This is a genomic window from Bradyrhizobium sp. Pa8 (genome assembly GCF_052588265.1).
Genome location: NZ_CP176767.1, coordinates 8195531 through 8211305, shown reverse-complemented (window position 1 = coordinate 8211305; position 15775 = coordinate 8195531). Strand labels below are relative to the sequence as shown.

The window sequence follows — 15775 nt, the reverse complement described above, 5'->3', positions numbered from 1 at the left end:
GACTTAAGCTCCCACCTTGCGACCGATCCGGGTCAGCGCGTCGACCCAGACCGAGAAGCCGACCGCGGGGATCGGCTCGGCCGATCCGAGCTGGGTCATCAGCCCGTCATAGCGGCCGCCGGCGACCAGCGGCTCGGCGCCGTTGCCCCTGTGATGCAGCTCGAATTCGAAGCCGGTGTAATAGTCGAGGCCGCGTCCGAACGCGGTCGAAAAGCGCGTCTGCTTCAAGTCGATGCCGCGCGCGGCCATGAAGCCGACCCGGCTTTCGAACTGGTCCACGGCAGCGCTGAGGTCGAGCTTCGCGTCCGTGGTGAGCGCGCGGAGCTCGGCGACGGCATCGTCGGGATTGCCCGCGATCGACAGGAAGCGCTTGAGCACGGCGATCGCCTCGCGCGGCAGTGCGCCGCCCTTCAGCGTCGACTGCTCGAGGAAACGGTCGGCGATCTCGGCCGTGGTGCGGCCCCCGACATTGGTGGTGCCGGCGATCGACATCAGATCGGTGACGAAGGCGAGCGCCGCCTTGCGGTCGGAGCCGGCGAGCGCGGCCAGCACACCCTCATATTCGCTGCGGGTCGCGGTGGTCGCGGCCGCCAGCTTCTCCAGATCTTTTTCCAGGCTGATCTTGCGGTTGAAATCCTTGACCAGGCGGCGGCGCCACACCGGATAGAGGTCGAGCGCATCTAGCAGGGCGTTGAACAGCGCCACGTCGCCGGTGCGGATCTCGACATCGCGGACACCGAAGGCGGCGGTCGCTTCCAGCGCCAGCGCCAGCATCTCGGCGTCGGCCGCGGCGCGGTCCTGGCGGCCGAACGATTCGATGCCGGCCTGAAGAAACTCGCTGGCCCGGCCGTTGCGGTAACGGAACACCGGGCCGAGATAGCTGAACCCGGCCGGCTGGCCGGCGCGGCTGGAGGTGAGGTAGTCGCGGGCGACGGGAATGGTCAGGTCCGGGCGCAGGCAAAGCTCCTCGCCGGACAGGTCCGTCGTCAGGTACAGGCTCTTGCGGATGTCCTCGCCGGAGAGGTCCAGGAACGGCTCGGCCGGTTGCAGGATCGCGGGCTCGGCCCTGACATAGCCGGCCTGCGCGAACGACAAGAGCAGCGTATCCGCCCAAGCGGCGGAGCCGGCAGCATTTGAGGTGGCAGTCGCGGTCATAACAGGGGTCCATCGTCCCGGCGGAACCGGGCAGGGCAAAGGGGGAGGCGAATTGGCGCAGGCCTTAGCATGGCCCGAAAGCGGTTTCGACCTCCAAAGGATCAATCGCTTAACGGCTTTGGAGGTGGGACGCAGCGATCTGTCAGAACGTGTCTTGGGTATTTTAATACCTGGGACGGGAGAGGCTTGGCTTTCACTCAGTCTGGCCAGGGCGATCTCTGGGCGCATCGCCAAGCGATGCATCGGTCGAGGCGAAGGCAAGCCCTGCGGTTTCGGACGCGGCGTGATCTGCGAGCTCCTCGGCAAGCTCGAGAATTCTCTGTCTCCTGCTCGGGTCCCTTATGCCGAGAAATGCCTTGATGAGCCCGAGCTCCTCGCGTCGCCGCCTGTCCGATGCAACATCGTCGTCCATGGCCATGTCGTCCCGCGCGACAGCCTCATTGCCCGTCGCTGATTTTTGTCCGCGCATGCGACTCAATGCAGCAACCGCAAGCTCGACGTCACATTGAGAAATTGAGGAGGACAGGCAAGTCGTCGCATACTCATATTGGGTATGGCGGATGACCCATTCGCTGCTGCCTTCGCTTACAATGTGAATGTTGGTTTCGATTCATGCGCAATGCATCAGATGTTATCCGGACGGTCTCGCGACACACGCTGGCCTATATGCTGTTTTCGATCAGCGAGCTGTTCCGGCACTACGACGAATTCGATCCGCTGGACCTATTGATCGTTCATGCGATTCTCAACGCGAACGTCATCAATGTGATGAACGATCCGTCGCTGGACGAGAGATTCTCCAGCATTCACGCGGTCGAGCCGGATGCGATCAAGCAAGGGGTGTCCCGCGCGGCGCTCTCTCGCTTCCTCAGCCTGCCGCTCGAGACGGTTCGTCGTCGCGTGACGGGACTAAAGAGACGAAAGATTCTCGCCGAAACCAAGGCCGGGCTCATCGTGACCGAGCAGAACGCATTCAGGTTTGGAAACAATCACGAACTGCAGAAGACTAACATGCTGCTGCTCACAAAACTGCTCCGCGATCTCAAACGCGCCGGCATCAATGGTCCGGATGATCTGCGTGCCCCCAAGGGCACTGCATCGACAAGGAAGGCGAAGTAAGCGGCAGGATATGGATCAAGGCCTTTTCGATACTGCTCGCGATGGAGCGCAAGGAACAGCATTAGACGGCTTGCTGTCATTCCAGGGTCTCAAGCCATCCGCGGCTCTCGAGCTCCAATCGTACGACATCGATCATTTCGGAGAGAGTGAGAGATATGCCGGCGCATCCAGCATGCCGCTGTCGGCCGGGGCGACTGCAATCAAGCGCGCCCGGCTTAGCCTGCCGGTCCTGACGCTGTCTTTGGTGAAGACCTTCCCGCGGATCATCCGCGGTTATGATCTGGCGCACGCCGTCGCGGTGGCGGTGCCGATGGACCATGTAACCTCCACCCGCATCAACGGGCAATCAATTGGCAGCTCGATACTCGTTCTCAAGGGGAGATCCGATTGCCTGGTCTATGAGCCGGCGGGGCGTTTGTGGGCTGTCGCCTATTTCAGCCTGCCCGAGCGCGAGCCCTGGTCTCAGCTGGATGACGGCTATCATTTGCTGAGCCCGGCATCGGACGTACTTGCCTCCCTGCATGGCTCGATTTCCACGACGCTTGAAACCGCGGCACATGATCCAGACTTCCTGAACGAGCCGACGTCGCGAACGGCGGTCGAACAATCCCTGTTCGTCACAATGGATGCTGCCATTCGGTCCGACGCGAATCGCGGGCCCATGCACTCCACGACGGACAGCTATCAGCGGATCGTCGCAGAGATGGAACGATTGATCCGCCACGATCTCGCGATCTGGCACAAGACGACCGAACTGGCAGCGCGGGTGGGCGTGTCCGTTCGGACCCTCCAGAGTGCGACGCAGGCCATCTGCGGCATGAGCCCTCATCGCTACAGCCGGGTCTTGCGCCTCTGGTCGGTTCGAAAGCAGCTGCGCACCGGCCCGGCTCGCCGCAGTGTGAAGGCCTGCGCAATCGGCCATGGCTTCTGGCATCTGAGCGAGTTCGCAGCGAGCTACAGGGCGGCTTTCGGAGAACTCCCGTCCGAGACCCTGCATCGGTCGAAGCGAGAGGTCATCTAAAGCGCGAACCTGCAGAGCCGCCGCGCGTGAATCGACGTTAGGTTCGCTTCGCTAGGTCAGGTGCCGCCCCAATCGCCCAGCACCGCCTGCACCAGCGCCAGCGCCGCCACCGCGGCCGTGTCGGCCCGCATGATCCGGGGTCCCAGCGCCAGCCGCAGGATCTTGGGCTGCCGCAGCAGCAGGGCGCGCTCCTCCTCGGCAAAGCCGCCTTCGGGGCCGATCAGCACGTCGATGCCAACTCTGTCTTGGTCATGGCCGGATTCGCGCGCGTCTCGCAGGCTCTGAACGGGGTTTTGGACCTCCGCCGCCTCGTCGCAGAAGATGAGCAGCCGGTCGGCAGGGCGCTGACTGAGATACCGGTCCAGCGGCACGGGCTCGGCCACCGTGGCGATGCTGAGGATGCCGCATTGCTCGGCGGCCTCGACGACATTGGCACGCATCCGCTCGGTGTTGACCCGGGAGGCCTGGGTGAAGCGGGTCAGGACCGGCTGAAGCGTGGCGGCGCCCATTTCGATGGCCTTCTGAACCATGTAGTCGAGCCGGGCATGCTTGAGCGGCGCGAAGACGTAAGCGAGCTCGGCCAGCCGGTCCTGGGGCCGGGTCTGCTGGAGGATGACGAGGCCATCCGGCCGCTTGCGGCCCTCAATCGCGGCCTGCCACTCGCCGTCGCGGCCGTTGAACGCCAAAACCTCGGCCCCGGCGGCAAGCCGCAGCACATTGCCGAGATAATTGCTCTGGTCGCGGTCGAGCGGAACCCTGGCGTCCTGGGCAAGGGGGACATCGACAAACAGGCGGGGGGCACGAAAATCGTGGGAGGGCATCGTTCAAAGGTCCAATTTGCCGCCGTTATTAACCGAAAGCCGCCATTTCGGGGGTAAATATTGCCAAATCGGTGCGTCGGCGCGCCGCGCTCTTGCCCTATTCGGCGGGTTGTTAAGGGCCGGCGGGAATCGTAGAATCGCGAGCACGCTGGTTGCGCTTCAATTGGGAAGGCGCCGAGCCCCGTAAGCTCCTGCCGGAGAGACTGCCTTGATGATCCGTCATTTGATGGTTCCGATCACTGCCGCCATGGTCACCTTGGGCGCCGCGGGTGCCCACGCGCAGGGCTTCCCCGCGCCGCTGCCTGGCCAGGCCCCAACCAGTTCCGCGTTTCCGCCCGTGAACGGCTCGGCGCCGACCGCTTCGGTCGGTGGAGCGCCCCAAGGATCGTTTCCCGTGAACGGCGCCGCGCCCGTCGGTGGTGCAGGTGCCTTCAGCGCCGCCCCGCCGACGCAAGGCGGTCCCGGCGAGGACTGCATGAAGGCGTTCATGCCTCTGCGCGAGGAAGCCGAGAAGCGCGGCAAGCTGATCAAGGCGGCAAGCGACCGTCACGCCCCGCCGGACGAGGCCTGCAAGCTGATCCGCAATTTCAGCCAGGCTGAGTCCAAGATGATCAAGTACATCGAGGCCAACGCCTCGAAGTGCGGGATTCCGGCGCAGGTCAGCGCACAGATGAAGGACGGCCACAAGAACACCGAGGCCATGTCGACGAAGGTCTGCAACGTCGCGCAGCAGATGCAGAACCAGCCGCGCGGTCCGGCCGGTCCGTCGCTGAGCGAGGTGCTGGGCTCGGGCTCGGCGCCTGAAGCCAATGCCGGCAAGAAGGGCGGCAGCACCTTCGATACGCTCAACGGCAACGTCCTCACGCGATGAGTGATACATCCGCCCGCGTTGCCGATTCCACCGGCAACTGGGTCGATACGCTCGCGCCGCAATGGGCGCGGCCTTATTTGCGCCTGTCGCGCTTCGATCGTCCGATCGGCTCCTGGCTCCTGTTGATGCCGTGCTGGTGGTCGGCGGCGCTCGCCGCCGGCATGGCGCATGATGTCCGCGGCCTGCCGCTTACCATCGTGCTGTTCTTCATCGGCGCCTTCGTGATGCGCGGAGCAGGCTGCACCTGGAACGACATCACCGACCGCGATCTCGACGACAAGGTCGAGCGCACCCGCTCGCGGCCGTTGCCGTCGGGCCAGGTGACGGCCAGGCAGGCGCTGGCCTTCATGGTCGCGCAGGCGCTGACCGGTCTCGTGGTGCTGCTGCAATTCAACCGCTTCGCGGTCCTGACCGGCATCGCCTCGCTTTTGATCGTCGCGATCTATCCCTTCATGAAGCGCATCACTTGGTGGCCGCAGATCGTGCTCGGCCTCGCCTTCTCCTGGGGCGCGCTGATGGGATTTGCCGTCACCTTCGGCCGCATCGAATTGACCGCGCTGGTGCTCTATGCCGGATCGATTTCGTGGGTGATCGGCTATGACACGATCTATGCGCATCAGGACGCCGAGGACGACGCGCTGATCGGCATCAAGTCCACCGCGCGGCTGTTCGGCGCGCACACGCACCAGGCGCTGATCCTGTTCTACGGGCTTTCGGTGATGCTGATCGGCGTGGCGCTGGCGTCCGGCGATGCGCGCTGGCCGGCCTGGCTCGGGCTTGCGGCGTTCGCGGTGCATCTGGCGTCGCAGATCGTGCGGCTGGATATCACCGACCCCTTGCTCTGCAAGCGCCTGTTCTACTCGAACAAGTACGCGGGCTTCCTGCTGTTTGCGGGATTGCTGGTCGACGCGGTGATGCGGGCGGCGTAGCTGCCCGTAGGGTGGGCAAAGTGATGCGGGCGGCCTGACGGAAATGCGTAGGGTGGATTAGCGAAGCGTAATCCACCAACTTGTATCCGCATCGAGAGCAAGGAGGTGGGTTACGCCTACGGCTAACCCACCCTACGGCACCTTCAATTCCTTGCGATGATCTCGTGTTCGCCCTGATGAACCGACAGCTCGCGCGTCATGGCGGTGCGCCGGCGCATCAGGAATTTCGGACGGCGGGCACGGATCGCGTTGGCGCGGCGACGGCGCGGCGTGGGCTTGCGGGCACCTTCGTCAAGCTGCGGAAGCGCGAACAGCTCGCTCCAGATCGCCCAGGCCTCGGCGAGCTCGTCGCCATCGGTGCTGACCAGCAGCGGAACGGACAGCGAGGGATCGCGATGCACGAGGACGAGGGTCTGTGCCTCGTCATTGCCGCGCAACGCAACGCCGATGAAGTCGCTGACGCGGACGTTGATTGCCATCTGCATGCCGCGGACGGCACGGCGCAGCACGACACGCTCGCGATGAAGCTCGATCTGCCGGGTGTATCCGTCGGCGCGCGGATCGTGCGCATCGAAGCGGACCGGAAGGGAAAGAGGGTCGAGCCGCAGGCTGCGGCCCGACCCGGCGGGAGCGATCCCGCTTGTTGCTGTTTGACGCCTCACGGCTTTAGTTCTCCCCGCCGGGATTATGTTCCCGGTCGATGCGAGGACCTTAGCGCGCGCCGTTCCGAAACCACTTAAAAAGGCTGGTTAATCCAGCGTCACCGCCGCTCATGATTGACAAGACCTTGGCACGCATGATTGACGAGACGTTGCGCCGGACTTGCGAATCTGAGCTTTTTGCGGGCTGAAAACGCTTGAAGTCCGTACCAATTGGGCACATCTGGTGTTCAGGGCCGGTATCGCCCCGAAACCTCCCGCCGCAACAGGATTTCGTTTGTGAACCCTTCACCAAGCTCGACGCTTTCGCCCCAGGATTCGTCCAAAGCCAATCGCGACCTGTTCGATCAGTCCGCGCTCTCCGATCTCGCGCAGCGGCTGGTCGAGGCGGCCAAGCGCGCCGGTGCGGATGCGGCCGATGCGGTCGCCGTGCGCGGCGTCTCGCAGGGCGTCGAGGTGCGTGACGGGCGCGTCGAGGAATCCGAACGCTCCGAGGGCGACGATGTCGGCCTGCGCGTGCTGGTCGGCCAGCGCCAGGCGGTGGTCTCGACCAACGACGTCAGCGGCGATGCCGTGACCAAGCTTGCCGAGCGCGCGGTGGCGATGGCGCGCGTCGCGCCCGACGACAAATATGTCGGCCTCGCCGATCCCGCACTGCTCGCGCGCGACTTCCCCGATCTCGATCTGCTCGATCCCGACGTGCCCGCGACCTCCGAGCTCGAGCGCCGCGCGCTCGAAGCCGAGGCTGCCGCGCTCGCCGTGAAGGGCGTGACCAAGTCCGGCGGCGCCTCCGCCTCCGCCGGCATGGGCGGCATGGTGCTCGTCACCAGCACCGGCTTCCATGGTTCTTATTTGCGTTCCAGCCAGGGCATTTCGGCGACCGCGATATCGGGCGAAGGCACCGGCATGGAGCGTGATTACGACTTCACCTCGGCGCCGCACGGCGCCGATCTCCTGTCGCCGGAAGTGGTCGGCCGTTCCGCCGGCGAGCGCACCGTGGCGCGTTCCAATCCGCGCAAGGTCGAGACCTGCAAGGTGCCGGTCGTGTTCGATCCGCGCGTGGCGGGCTCGCTGGTCGGCCACGTCGTCGGTGCCATCAACGGCGCCTCGATCGCACGCAAGACCAGCTTCCTGAAGGACAAGCTCGGCCAGCAGCTGTTCGCCAAGAACATCCGCATCATCGACGATCCCCTGCGCAAGCGCGGCCTGCGCTCGCAGACCTTCGATGCCGAAGGCGTCGCGGTGAAGAAGATCGCGCTGATCGACGAGGGCGTGCTGACGACCTGGCTGCTCGACTGCGCGACCGCGCGCGAGCTCGGTCTTGCCACCACTGGCCACGCCCATCGCGGCGTCTCGTCCTCGCCGTCGCCCGGGCCGTACAATCTGCATCTCGAACCCGGCACGCCGACCCCGGCCGAACTGATCGCCGACATCAAGCAGGGCTTCTACGTCACCGACCTGATCGGCTCCGGCGTCAACGGCGTCACCGGCGATTACAGCCGCGGCGCCTCCGGCTTCTGGATCGAGAATGGCGAGCTGACCTATCCCGTCAGCGAAGTCACGATCGCGGGCCATCTGTTCGAGATCTTCAAGTCGATGCAGCCGGCGAACAATCTCGAGTTCCGCTACGGCGTCAATGCGCCGACGGTGCGCATCGAGGGTTTGACGCTTGGCGGACGCTGACGCGCATTCAACTGACGAAACCATCCCGACGCGCGAGGCGGCGCTGCTGCAGGACGCGGTGCGGGAGGCAGGCAGCCTCGCGCAGTCGATGTTCCGCACCGAGTTGAGGAAGTGGACCAAGGGCGCGTCCTCGCCGGTGTCGGAAGCCGACATTGCTGTCAACGACTTGCTCGAAGCGCGCCTGCGCTCGGCGACGCCCGATTATGGCTGGCTGTCCGAGGAGAGCGCCGACGACGAGGTGCGGCTCTCGCGGCGGCGGACCTGGGTGGTCGATCCGATCGACGGCACCCGCAATTATCTCGGCGGCCATGACGAATGGTGCGTCAGCGTCGCGCTGGTCGAGGATGCCTCGCCGGTGCTGGCTGCGGTGTTCGCGCCCGCGACCGACGAGTTCTTCTTCGCGGCCCGCGGGCAGGGCACGACGCTCAACGGCAAGGCCGTGCGGGCGGCGTCCGGATCAGCGCTCGACTTCTCCCGCGTCGCCGGCCCGAAGCCGATGGTCGAGCGGCTCAATACGGCTGGCGGCGACATCAAGCTGCATCCGCGAATCGGTTCGCTCGCGCTGCGCCTGTGCCGGGTCGCCGATGGCGTGCTGGATGCGGCTTTTGCCGGGGGCAACAGCCATGATTGGGACCTTGCGGCGGCCGATTTGATCGTGCAGGAAGCGGATGGTAGGATGAGCGACCTCTCCGGAGATCCCATCCTCTATAACCGCCGGGAAGTCACGCACGGGGTGCTGGTGGCAGCAGGTCGCGATCGTCATGCGGGCATCGTCGCGCATTTTCGAAATCGGCCCTTGCCCTGAGTGCGTCCGCCGTGCTTCTCGAACACTGCTTTGCCGGGCAGCCCGTTAGGAACAGAACCCATGCCAGATAGTGCCCCGCAACAATTGCTGCATCTCGTCATCGGCGGCGAATTGCTCGATCTCGAGCACAACACCTTCAAGAACCTCGATGACGTCGAGATCGTCGGCCTCTATCCGAACTATGCGTCCGCTCACGTCGCCTGGCGCGCCAAGGCGCAGAGCACGGTCGACAACGCGCAGATGCGCTACTTCATCGTCCATCTCCATCGGCTGCTCGACCCGAATCAAGAACCGGCGCGTTGAAAAAACTGCTTCGCAATACGCTGCGGAGCAGCTGGCTTCAGCGTGCCGTCGGGGTTCTGGCGGCCGAATATCTGCGTCTGGTCTGGCGGACCAACAAATTCACGTTCGATCCGCCTGACGTCTATGACATCGTCGAGCCGCAGATCCCTGCGATCTTCGCCTTCTGGCACGGCCAGCATTTCCTCACGCCCTTCATCAAGAACAAGGACTCCTACCGGGCCAAGGTCCTGATCTCGCGGCATCGCGACGGCGAGTTCAACGCGATCGCCGTCGAGCGGCTCGGCATCGGCCTGATCCGTGGTTCCGGTGACCACGGCGGCGCCTTCCACCGCAAGGGCGGGGTGGGGGCGTTCAGGGAAATGGTGCACACGCTCGAGGACGGTTGTAATGTCGCGCTGACCGCCGATGTCCCCAAGCGCTCGCGCGTGGCCGGGCTCGGCATCATCATGCTGGCACGGGAATCGGGGCGGCCGATCATGCCTTTCGCGATGGCGACCAGCCGCTTCATCCGGCTCAAGAACTGGGACCGCACCACCATCAACCTCCCGTTCGGGCGGGGCGCATTGGTCGGCATCAAGGAAATCCACGTGCCGCCGGATGCCGACGCCGCCACCATGGAAGCGCTGCGGCTGGAGCTGGAAGAGACCTTGAACGAGGCGACCCGCCGCGCCTATGCGCAACTCGGCCGTCCGGGGCGCCAAGATGGCTAATTCGCTGCCGATAACGCTGCGGATGTACCGGCGCCTGGCGTCGGGCCTGGTGCCGCTTGCGCCGGCGCTGATCAAGCGGCGGCTGAAGCAGGGCAAGGAGGATCCCGCCCGCGTCGGCGAGCGGCGGGGCCTGTCCCGGGACGTGCGTCCGCACGGCCCCCTGGTCTGGATTCACGGCGCCAGCGTCGGCGAGGTGCTCGCCGCGGCCGCGCTGATCGAGCGCCTGCGCGACCTCAACCTGCGCATCCTGCTCACCTCGGGCACCGTCACCTCCGCCGCCGTGGTCGCTAAGCGCTTTCCGCCCGACGTCATCCATCAATACGTGCCGTATGATTCCCCGCGCTATGTCGCGCGCTTCCTCGATCACTGGAAGCCGTCGCTGGCGCTGTTCATCGAATCCGATTTGTGGCCGAACCTGATCCTGGCGGGCGCCGCGCGCCGCCTGCCGATGGTGCTGATCAACGGGCGGATGTCGCCGCGCTCCTTCCCGCGCTGGCGGCGGATGTACGGCACCATCTCGGCTCTGCTGTCGCGGTTCGACATCTGCCTGGCGCAATCGAAGACCGATGCTGAACGTTTCTCCGCGCTCGGCGGCCGCGACGTCGTCACGACAGGCAATCTCAAGCTCGACGTGGCCGCGCCGCCGGCCGATCCCGCCAAGCTCGAACGGCTGATGGCGATGACGCGCGGCCGCCCGATCATCGTCGCGGCCTCGACCCATCCGGGCGAGGACGAGATGCTGGTCGCGGCGCATCGCAGCCTCGTCGGTTTCTTCCCGCAGCTTCTGACGGTGATCGTGCCGCGGCACCCGGATCGCGGCGCCTCGATCGCGGGCTTGATCACGGCGTCGGGCCTGAAGCCGGCGTTGCGCTCGCGCGAGGAATTGCCGACGGCCGCGACCGACGTCTATGTGGCCGACACCATGGGCGAACTCGGCCTGTTCTACCGGCTCTCGCCGGTCGTGTTCATGGGCGGATCGCTGATCCGCCATGGCGGCCAGAATCCGATCGAGGCGATCAAGCTCGGCGCCGCGATCGTCCATGGTCCGCACGTCTTCAACTTCGCCGATGTCTACGAGGCGCTCGATAGCAGCGGCGGGGCGCGCCAGGCCGACACGCAGGAGGCGCTGGTCAAGCAGCTCGGCCAGTTGCTGGCCGATACCGCGGTGCGCGACAGGATGCAGCGCGCAGGCGCAGGCGTGGTCGAGGAGCTCGGCGGCGCGCTCAATCGCACCATGACCGCGCTCGAGCCCTATCTGTTGCAGCTCACCATCGAGATGGGGGCCGCCAATGCGTGAGCCGGCCTTCTGGTACCGGCCGCGTTCCTTCAAGTCTCATGCGTTACGGCCTTTGGGTCTGCTCTATGGCGCGATCACCGAACGGCGCATGCTGCGCCAGGGCTTCGACGCCGGCATCCCCGTGATCTGCGTCGGCAACTACCATGTCGGCGGCGCCGGCAAGACGCCGACCGTGCTCGCATTGACGAAGCTGCTGCGCGACCTCGGCGAGACGCCGGTGGTGCTCAGCCGCGGCTATGGCGGGCGCCTCAAGGGTCCGGTCATGGTCGACCGCGAGCGCCACACCGCGTCCGACATCGGCGACGAGCCGCTGATGATGGTGCGCGACGTTCCTGTCGTGGTCGCGCACGACCGTCTCGAAGGCGTCGCGCTCGCGAAGTCGCGGGGCGCGACCGTGATCCTGATGGACGACGGCTTCCAGAATCCGCGCCTGCTGAAGGACGCCTCCCTGATCGTGATCGACAGCGAACGGGGCCTCGGCAACGGCAAGGTGTTTCCGGCCGGTCCCTTGCGCGCGCCGCTGAAGGCGCAGCTCGCGCGCACCGATGCGCTGGTGCTGATCGGCAATGGCCATGCCGCCAACGATGTCGCGGCGGAGCTTGCGAAGCGCAACAAGCCGGAGCTGCGCGCGCGCCTGAAGCCGGATGCGGCCTCGGTCGCGCAACTCCTCGGCAAACGAGTCCTTGCGTTCGCCGGCATCGGCGATCCCGCGCGTTTCTTCCGCAGCTTGCGCGCCTGCGGCATCGAGGTAGCGCGCACGCGCCCCTTCGCCGATCACCACATGTTTTCGCAGGACGAGATCGCGGCGCTCGCAGCCGAGGCGCAGCGCGAGCAACTCACGCTGGTGACGACGGAAAAGGATCTTGCGCGCCTGCGCGGCCGCGACGGCGTGCCCGATGGCATCGTGCCGTTCGCGGTGCAGCTCGAATTCGATGATCCGGCAGCGCTCCGGCAATTGATCAGCGATCATCTCTACAAGGCGCGCGAGCGGCGGTTCGGCAGGCGATGATTTCTTGATGATTTCTTGAATGATTTCTTGGCGTGGGCAAAGCGCTCCGCCGTAGCCCAAGACCGCGCGCCATGCGATATGCGACGATTGATCGGGGCGACATGTCGCGGCGGATGAATCCTCTTCCGCACGTTCGGGAGTTGATGTAGCCTTGCATGAGAGCCGTCACCGGGACGTGCCGAACTCCCGGCAATCATCGGCGGCGTTTATGCCCACGGCGGGCAACGTACCTTCATCATTTCAGATGCGAGACCGTTACGACCAGCTCGTAACGGCAGGAGAGTTATTGCCAAAAGCTCAGAGGAGAACATGCCATGCATTTTTGCCTCACCGGACAATATACACCACGCGCTCTCAATGCCATTTTGGAAAACCCCACGACCAATCGCCAGGAGGCGGCGACAAAACTCATTGAAGCGGCCGGCGGCAAGCTGATTTCGATGTACAGCGTTGCCGCCGACGGTCCAGGCGTTCTGCTGATTTTCGATGTGCCTGATCCGAGCGCGGCTCCGGCCATTTCCGGCCTGACCGTCACGGCGGGCGCCCTGCAGAACGTGAAACTGACCCGGCTGTTCACGCAGGACGAGATCAAGCAGGTCCGCCAGAACGCGGCGAAGCTGCGTTCTTCGTATACTCCGCCCGGAGGCTGACCTCCGGATCCCAAGCGATGCCGCCGCAATCGTATCAAGCGGCGGCAACGCTCACCTCACAGCAAGAAGCAGGTCTGCGCGCTGAGGCAAGGCCTTCCTGCGTCCATCGACGGACGATGCGGGAGGGCGCGTGCTGTGTCCGGCGCCACAGGTCCGACTGAACGTGCTTGCCAGCGGACCGCCAACGGCGTGGAATCCCGGCTCAGCGGTCAGTCCCTCACCAGGCTCCAACGGCAATCATTCCAATGATGGTCAGGCACGAGACGCAGGCCACCATGACAGTATAGCATTCGGGTGTATTCATCGCTTGCTCCCAAACTGCCGCCAATTGCTTGGTCAATGCTACGCGGGAGAGTTCGCCGGTCTCGGGGCCGCTTCAATGCGGCACGCCGCGACCGGTCTTGCGTTGTGCGTCCGTCCTCTCATCGTCACCCTGATCCGCAAGATGATGATGCGCCTCGGGAGCTTCAGAGCGTTGAGCTATGATCAGAAGCTGTTTCCGCATTTCAGCGAGGCGGGCGCGGCAATATTCACGATAGAGCATGTCTAGTATGGTGGGCATGATCACCCCCATCGTTGACTTTCGATTTACAAAATATTCCACCGCGAATTTTCGGGGTGATCGTAGCCCGTCAGATGGCTCTTCGATATGAGCCCGTTCACAGACTGTGCCAATTCCAAAGCTCAATGGCCGTTTGGTTGACTTGATGGTCTGTGCGATAAAAGAGCAGGGCTAATTACCTAACATGTAGTTTAACAGCGCTCTGTTTCACCAAGACTTCGTCAAACAACTTAAGGGCGCCCAACCGCAACGAAGATTCCAACCACAGCGCGAAGTGACGTACTACGGAGTGCAAGAGCGATTCGATGCAACGTGGATCGGCACGACGGAGATGATTTCGGCTGTGAGGCGCGCAGGTCAGGCGCGCGCGAACATCGTCTCCATCCTCATGCTGCGCGAAAAGCTGTGCCGCTCGTGCGACGTCGGCAGGACAGCTACACTTTGCTCACCCTGCAGCAGCCTGCCATTCAGGCGACATTCATCGCAAGCCGCCTATCGGTTCCAGACGATCAGGAGAATCCGATGAAACTGCCATCCGCAGCCGTCGCTGCCAGTCTTGTGTGTCTGATCATTGCGCCGGTATTTGCGCAGACGACGCCGACGACGGCTCCCGCTGCTCCAACCGGCACGGTGCCGGTCCCCGCGACCAAGCGCGTCACGTGTCTTGCGACGACGCAAAGCCTGAAGGGACAGGACAAGCGCGACCAGATGCAGCTCTGCATGGCGCAGGCGCGGGTCGACTGCCTGAAGCAGGCGATCGATCAGAAGGTTGTCGGCGAGCCCAGGAAGAGTTTCATCAAGACCTGCGTGGGCGGCGATGGCACGGAGCAGCAATAGTCGCGTGCCGGTGGCCTCACGGCTGCGGCTTCAGCGCGCCCGGAAAATGCCGCTGGAGCACGGCGGCGGGCGTGGCGTAGGCCTCTTGCAGGTCCACGCTCCAGTACTTCAGTTCGTCGAGCGGGATCCGCGTGTCGGTGATCGCGCAGCGCACGAAGGTCCCCGGCGAGATCACGCGGAAATCGCCGTCGAGATATTGCACCTGCGCTTCGCCATGGCCCGAGGGGCCGAACTTGTTCAGCACGGTCGAAAGTCTCCGTGGAAGGCCTCTCCCTGGAAAACCCTGGAGGGCACGAATGTGTTGGACGGGATTTAGCATAGATAGGGTGGCTTGTCCGCCCGGTAAACCCACCGGTTTGTGATGTTTTGCCGCCGTTTCCGCATGATAGTGCTTCGCGCGAGGGATGGCCGGTTCCGGCATCTTCCACGGCAGAATCCGATGCGCCTTCGACTGACCGCCCTGTTCCTGATGCTGCTGATGTCGGCCGCGCACGCCGCGCCGGCGCCGCAGCAGGTCGACATTCCGCTGTCGTCCGGAATCCTGCATGCGCAGCTCTACAAGCCCGAAGGCGAGGGGCCGTTTCCGACCGTGATCGCGCTGCACGGCTGCGGCGGCCTTGGCAATCATTCAGAATCGGTGCTGCCGCGCTATCGCGACTGGGCGCTGCAACTGCTGAAGGCCGGCAATGCCGTGCTGCTGCCCGACAGCTACGGTTCGCGCGAGCTCGGGCCGCAATGCCGCGTCAAGGAGATGCACGTCAAGGCGCGTCGCGAGCGTGTCGCCGACATCGCGGCCTCGCGCGCCTGGCTGATGAAGCAGAGTTGGGTCGCGCGCGACCGCGTCAGCCTGATCGGCTGGGCCAACGGCGCGAGCGCACTGCTCTGGGCGGTGCGTCCGCAGAGCGCCGCGCGCGAAGCCGGGCCGGATTTTCGCGCGGCGATCGCGTTCTATCCGGATTGCCGGATCTCCGCCGGCCTCGGCTGGAGCGCGCGGGTGCCGACCCTGGTACTGATCGGCGCCAATGACGACGTCTCGTCGCCGCCGGCCTGCCGCCAGATGGTCGACGGCGCGCGCGGCCGCAGCGCGCTCACGCGCATCGTGGTCTATCCCGACGCCTATCACGATTTCGACCGCGCCAATACGCCGCTGCACGCAGCTGCCGGCACCACCGACGCCGCCGCGCCCGAGCACGGCCATCTCGGCACCGATGCGCAGGCACGCGCCGAGGCGCAGAAGGAAGTCGCGGAGTGGCTGGCGCGGTGAGGGCCGTCCTGTAGCCCGGATGGACTTGTCCCGCCGTAGCTCGATAGAGCGAAGGCGGAAGCGGGGCCGCCCGAGGAACA

The 15775-nt window shown here is 64.9% G+C and carries 19 protein-coding genes; 14 read left to right on the top strand and 5 right to left on the bottom strand.

Going from position 1 to position 15775, the window contains the following annotated elements:
- Positions 1-3: 3 nt before the first annotated feature.
- On the bottom strand, positions 4-1155 hold the full coding sequence (locus tag ACKWRH_RS38920; protein WP_445217860.1) for an ATP phosphoribosyltransferase regulatory subunit: 1152 nt from the start codon (positions 1153-1155) through the stop codon (positions 4-6).
- 193 nt (positions 1156-1348) lie between these two features.
- Entirely contained in the window at positions 1349-1567 is a 219-nt protein-coding gene (locus ACKWRH_RS38915) for a hypothetical protein (protein WP_445217859.1), read from the bottom strand.
- Positions 1568-1767: 200 nt separating this feature from the next.
- On the opposite strand from ACKWRH_RS38915, the gene ACKWRH_RS38910 reads away from it, so the two are divergent.
- Positions 1768-2274: a hypothetical protein gene (locus tag ACKWRH_RS38910; RefSeq protein WP_445217858.1), complete on the top strand. Its 507-nt coding sequence runs from the start codon at positions 1768-1770 to the stop codon at positions 2272-2274.
- Positions 2275-2284: 10 nt separating this feature from the next.
- A complete protein-coding gene (locus ACKWRH_RS38905) occupies positions 2285-3295 on the top strand; it encodes a helix-turn-helix domain-containing protein (RefSeq protein ID WP_445217857.1) in 1011 nt (336 codons plus the stop codon).
- 56 nt (positions 3296-3351) lie between these two features.
- On the opposite strand, the gene ACKWRH_RS38900 is transcribed toward ACKWRH_RS38905, so the two are convergent.
- Positions 3352-4116 carry a 16S rRNA (uracil(1498)-N(3))-methyltransferase gene (locus tag ACKWRH_RS38900; RefSeq protein WP_445217856.1) on the bottom strand — a complete coding sequence of 255 codons (765 nt, stop codon included), beginning with the start codon at positions 4114-4116 and terminating at the stop codon, positions 3352-3354.
- 211 nt (positions 4117-4327) lie between these two features.
- Between ACKWRH_RS38900 and ACKWRH_RS38895 the strand changes: the two genes are divergently transcribed.
- Together ACKWRH_RS38895 and ubiA are read left to right on the top strand one after the other, a co-directional pair.
- Entirely contained in the window at positions 4328-4987 is a 660-nt protein-coding gene (locus tag ACKWRH_RS38895; protein ID WP_445217855.1) for a hypothetical protein, read from the top strand.
- Complete coding sequence (gene ubiA / locus ACKWRH_RS38890; RefSeq protein WP_445217854.1) at positions 4984-5916, top strand: 4-hydroxybenzoate octaprenyltransferase; 933 nt, start codon at positions 4984-4986, stop codon at positions 5914-5916. Before ACKWRH_RS38895 ends, ubiA begins: the two co-directional genes overlap by 4 nt.
- 143 nt (positions 5917-6059) lie before the next feature.
- On the opposite strand, the gene ACKWRH_RS38885 is transcribed toward ubiA, so the two are convergent.
- Entirely contained in the window at positions 6060-6578 is a 519-nt protein-coding gene (locus ACKWRH_RS38885) for a DUF6101 family protein (RefSeq protein ID WP_445217853.1), read from the bottom strand.
- A 276-nt stretch (positions 6579-6854) separates the two neighbouring features.
- Between ACKWRH_RS38885 and ACKWRH_RS38880 the strand changes: the two genes are divergently transcribed.
- The 9 genes from ACKWRH_RS38880 (at position 6855) to ACKWRH_RS38840 (ending at position 14431) form a co-directional block, all read left to right on the top strand.
- Complete coding sequence (locus ACKWRH_RS38880) at positions 6855-8258, top strand: TldD/PmbA family protein (RefSeq protein WP_445217852.1); 1404 nt, start codon at positions 6855-6857, stop codon at positions 8256-8258.
- Positions 8245-9063 (top strand): 3'(2'),5'-bisphosphate nucleotidase CysQ, encoded by an 819-nt coding sequence (locus ACKWRH_RS38875; protein WP_445217851.1) that lies wholly within the window; start codon positions 8245-8247, stop codon positions 9061-9063. Before ACKWRH_RS38880 ends, ACKWRH_RS38875 begins: the two co-directional genes overlap by 14 nt.
- Positions 9064-9123: 60 nt before the next feature.
- Positions 9124-9366: a DUF4170 domain-containing protein gene (locus ACKWRH_RS38870; protein WP_014491932.1), complete on the top strand. Its 243-nt coding sequence runs from the start codon at positions 9124-9126 to the stop codon at positions 9364-9366.
- A complete protein-coding gene (locus ACKWRH_RS38865) occupies positions 9363-10076 on the top strand; it encodes a lysophospholipid acyltransferase family protein (RefSeq protein ID WP_445217850.1) in 714 nt (237 codons plus the stop codon). The genes ACKWRH_RS38870 and ACKWRH_RS38865 overlap by 4 nt, the downstream gene beginning before the upstream one ends.
- A complete protein-coding gene (locus tag ACKWRH_RS38860) occupies positions 10039-11373 on the top strand; it encodes a 3-deoxy-D-manno-octulosonic acid transferase (protein WP_445217849.1) in 1335 nt (444 codons plus the stop codon). The genes ACKWRH_RS38865 and ACKWRH_RS38860 overlap by 38 nt, the downstream gene beginning before the upstream one ends.
- Entirely contained in the window at positions 11366-12382 is a 1017-nt protein-coding gene (gene lpxK / locus ACKWRH_RS38855; protein WP_445217848.1) for a tetraacyldisaccharide 4'-kinase, read from the top strand. The genes ACKWRH_RS38860 and lpxK overlap by 8 nt, the downstream gene beginning before the upstream one ends.
- Before the next feature lie 314 nt (positions 12383-12696).
- Positions 12697-13032, top strand: coding sequence for a GYD domain-containing protein (locus tag ACKWRH_RS38850; RefSeq protein ID WP_445217847.1), 336 nt, complete (start codon positions 12697-12699; stop codon positions 13030-13032).
- Positions 13033-13411: 379 nt separating this feature from the next.
- A complete protein-coding gene (locus ACKWRH_RS38845) occupies positions 13412-13582 on the top strand; it encodes a hypothetical protein (protein ID WP_445217846.1) in 171 nt (56 codons plus the stop codon).
- A 534-nt stretch (positions 13583-14116) separates the two neighbouring features.
- Positions 14117-14431, top strand: coding sequence for a hypothetical protein (locus ACKWRH_RS38840; protein WP_445217845.1), 315 nt, complete (start codon positions 14117-14119; stop codon positions 14429-14431).
- Positions 14432-14447: 16 nt separating this feature from the next.
- On the opposite strand, the gene ACKWRH_RS38835 is transcribed toward ACKWRH_RS38840, so the two are convergent.
- Entirely contained in the window at positions 14448-14675 is a 228-nt protein-coding gene (locus ACKWRH_RS38835) for a DUF2093 domain-containing protein (RefSeq protein ID WP_014491939.1), read from the bottom strand.
- A gap of 195 nt (positions 14676-14870) precedes the next feature.
- Here ACKWRH_RS38835 and ACKWRH_RS38830 point away from each other — a divergent pair, with 195 nt between their 5' ends.
- Positions 14871-15695, top strand: a complete 825-nt coding sequence (locus tag ACKWRH_RS38830; RefSeq protein WP_445217844.1) for a dienelactone hydrolase family protein — start codon at positions 14871-14873, stop codon at positions 15693-15695.
- The last annotated feature ends 80 nt before the right edge of the window (positions 15696-15775 follow it).

What these genes read in the sequence shown, in the direction of transcription:
- ACKWRH_RS38920 (WP_445217860.1), bottom strand. Translation starts at nt 1,155, where the DNA reads ATGACCGCGACTGCCACCTCAAATGCTGCCGGCTCCGCCGCTTGGGCG.
- ACKWRH_RS38915 (WP_445217859.1), bottom strand. Translation starts at nt 1,567, where the DNA reads ATGGACGACGATGTTGCATCGGACAGGCGGCGACGCGAGGAGCTCGGG.
- ACKWRH_RS38910 (WP_445217858.1), top strand. Translation starts at nt 1,768, where the DNA reads ATGCGCAATGCATCAGATGTTATCCGGACGGTCTCGCGACACACGCTG.
- ACKWRH_RS38905 (WP_445217857.1), top strand. Translation starts at nt 2,285, where the DNA reads ATGGATCAAGGCCTTTTCGATACTGCTCGCGATGGAGCGCAAGGAACA.
- ACKWRH_RS38900 (WP_445217856.1), bottom strand. Translation starts at nt 4,116, where the DNA reads ATGCCCTCCCACGATTTTCGTGCCCCCCGCCTGTTTGTCGATGTCCCC.
- ACKWRH_RS38895 (WP_445217855.1), top strand. Translation starts at nt 4,328, where the DNA reads ATGATCCGTCATTTGATGGTTCCGATCACTGCCGCCATGGTCACCTTG.
- ubiA (WP_445217854.1), top strand. Translation starts at nt 4,984, where the DNA reads ATGAGTGATACATCCGCCCGCGTTGCCGATTCCACCGGCAACTGGGTC.
- ACKWRH_RS38870 (WP_014491932.1), top strand. Translation starts at nt 9,124, where the DNA reads ATGCCAGATAGTGCCCCGCAACAATTGCTGCATCTCGTCATCGGCGGC.
- ACKWRH_RS38860 (WP_445217849.1), top strand. Translation starts at nt 10,039, where the DNA reads ATGCGCAACTCGGCCGTCCGGGGCGCCAAGATGGCTAATTCGCTGCCG.
- lpxK (WP_445217848.1), top strand. Translation starts at nt 11,366, where the DNA reads ATGCGTGAGCCGGCCTTCTGGTACCGGCCGCGTTCCTTCAAGTCTCAT.
- ACKWRH_RS38850 (WP_445217847.1), top strand. Translation starts at nt 12,697, where the DNA reads ATGCATTTTTGCCTCACCGGACAATATACACCACGCGCTCTCAATGCC.
- ACKWRH_RS38845 (WP_445217846.1), top strand. Translation starts at nt 13,412, where the DNA reads ATGCGGCACGCCGCGACCGGTCTTGCGTTGTGCGTCCGTCCTCTCATC.
- ACKWRH_RS38840 (WP_445217845.1), top strand. Translation starts at nt 14,117, where the DNA reads ATGAAACTGCCATCCGCAGCCGTCGCTGCCAGTCTTGTGTGTCTGATC.
- ACKWRH_RS38830 (WP_445217844.1), top strand. Translation starts at nt 14,871, where the DNA reads ATGCGCCTTCGACTGACCGCCCTGTTCCTGATGCTGCTGATGTCGGCC.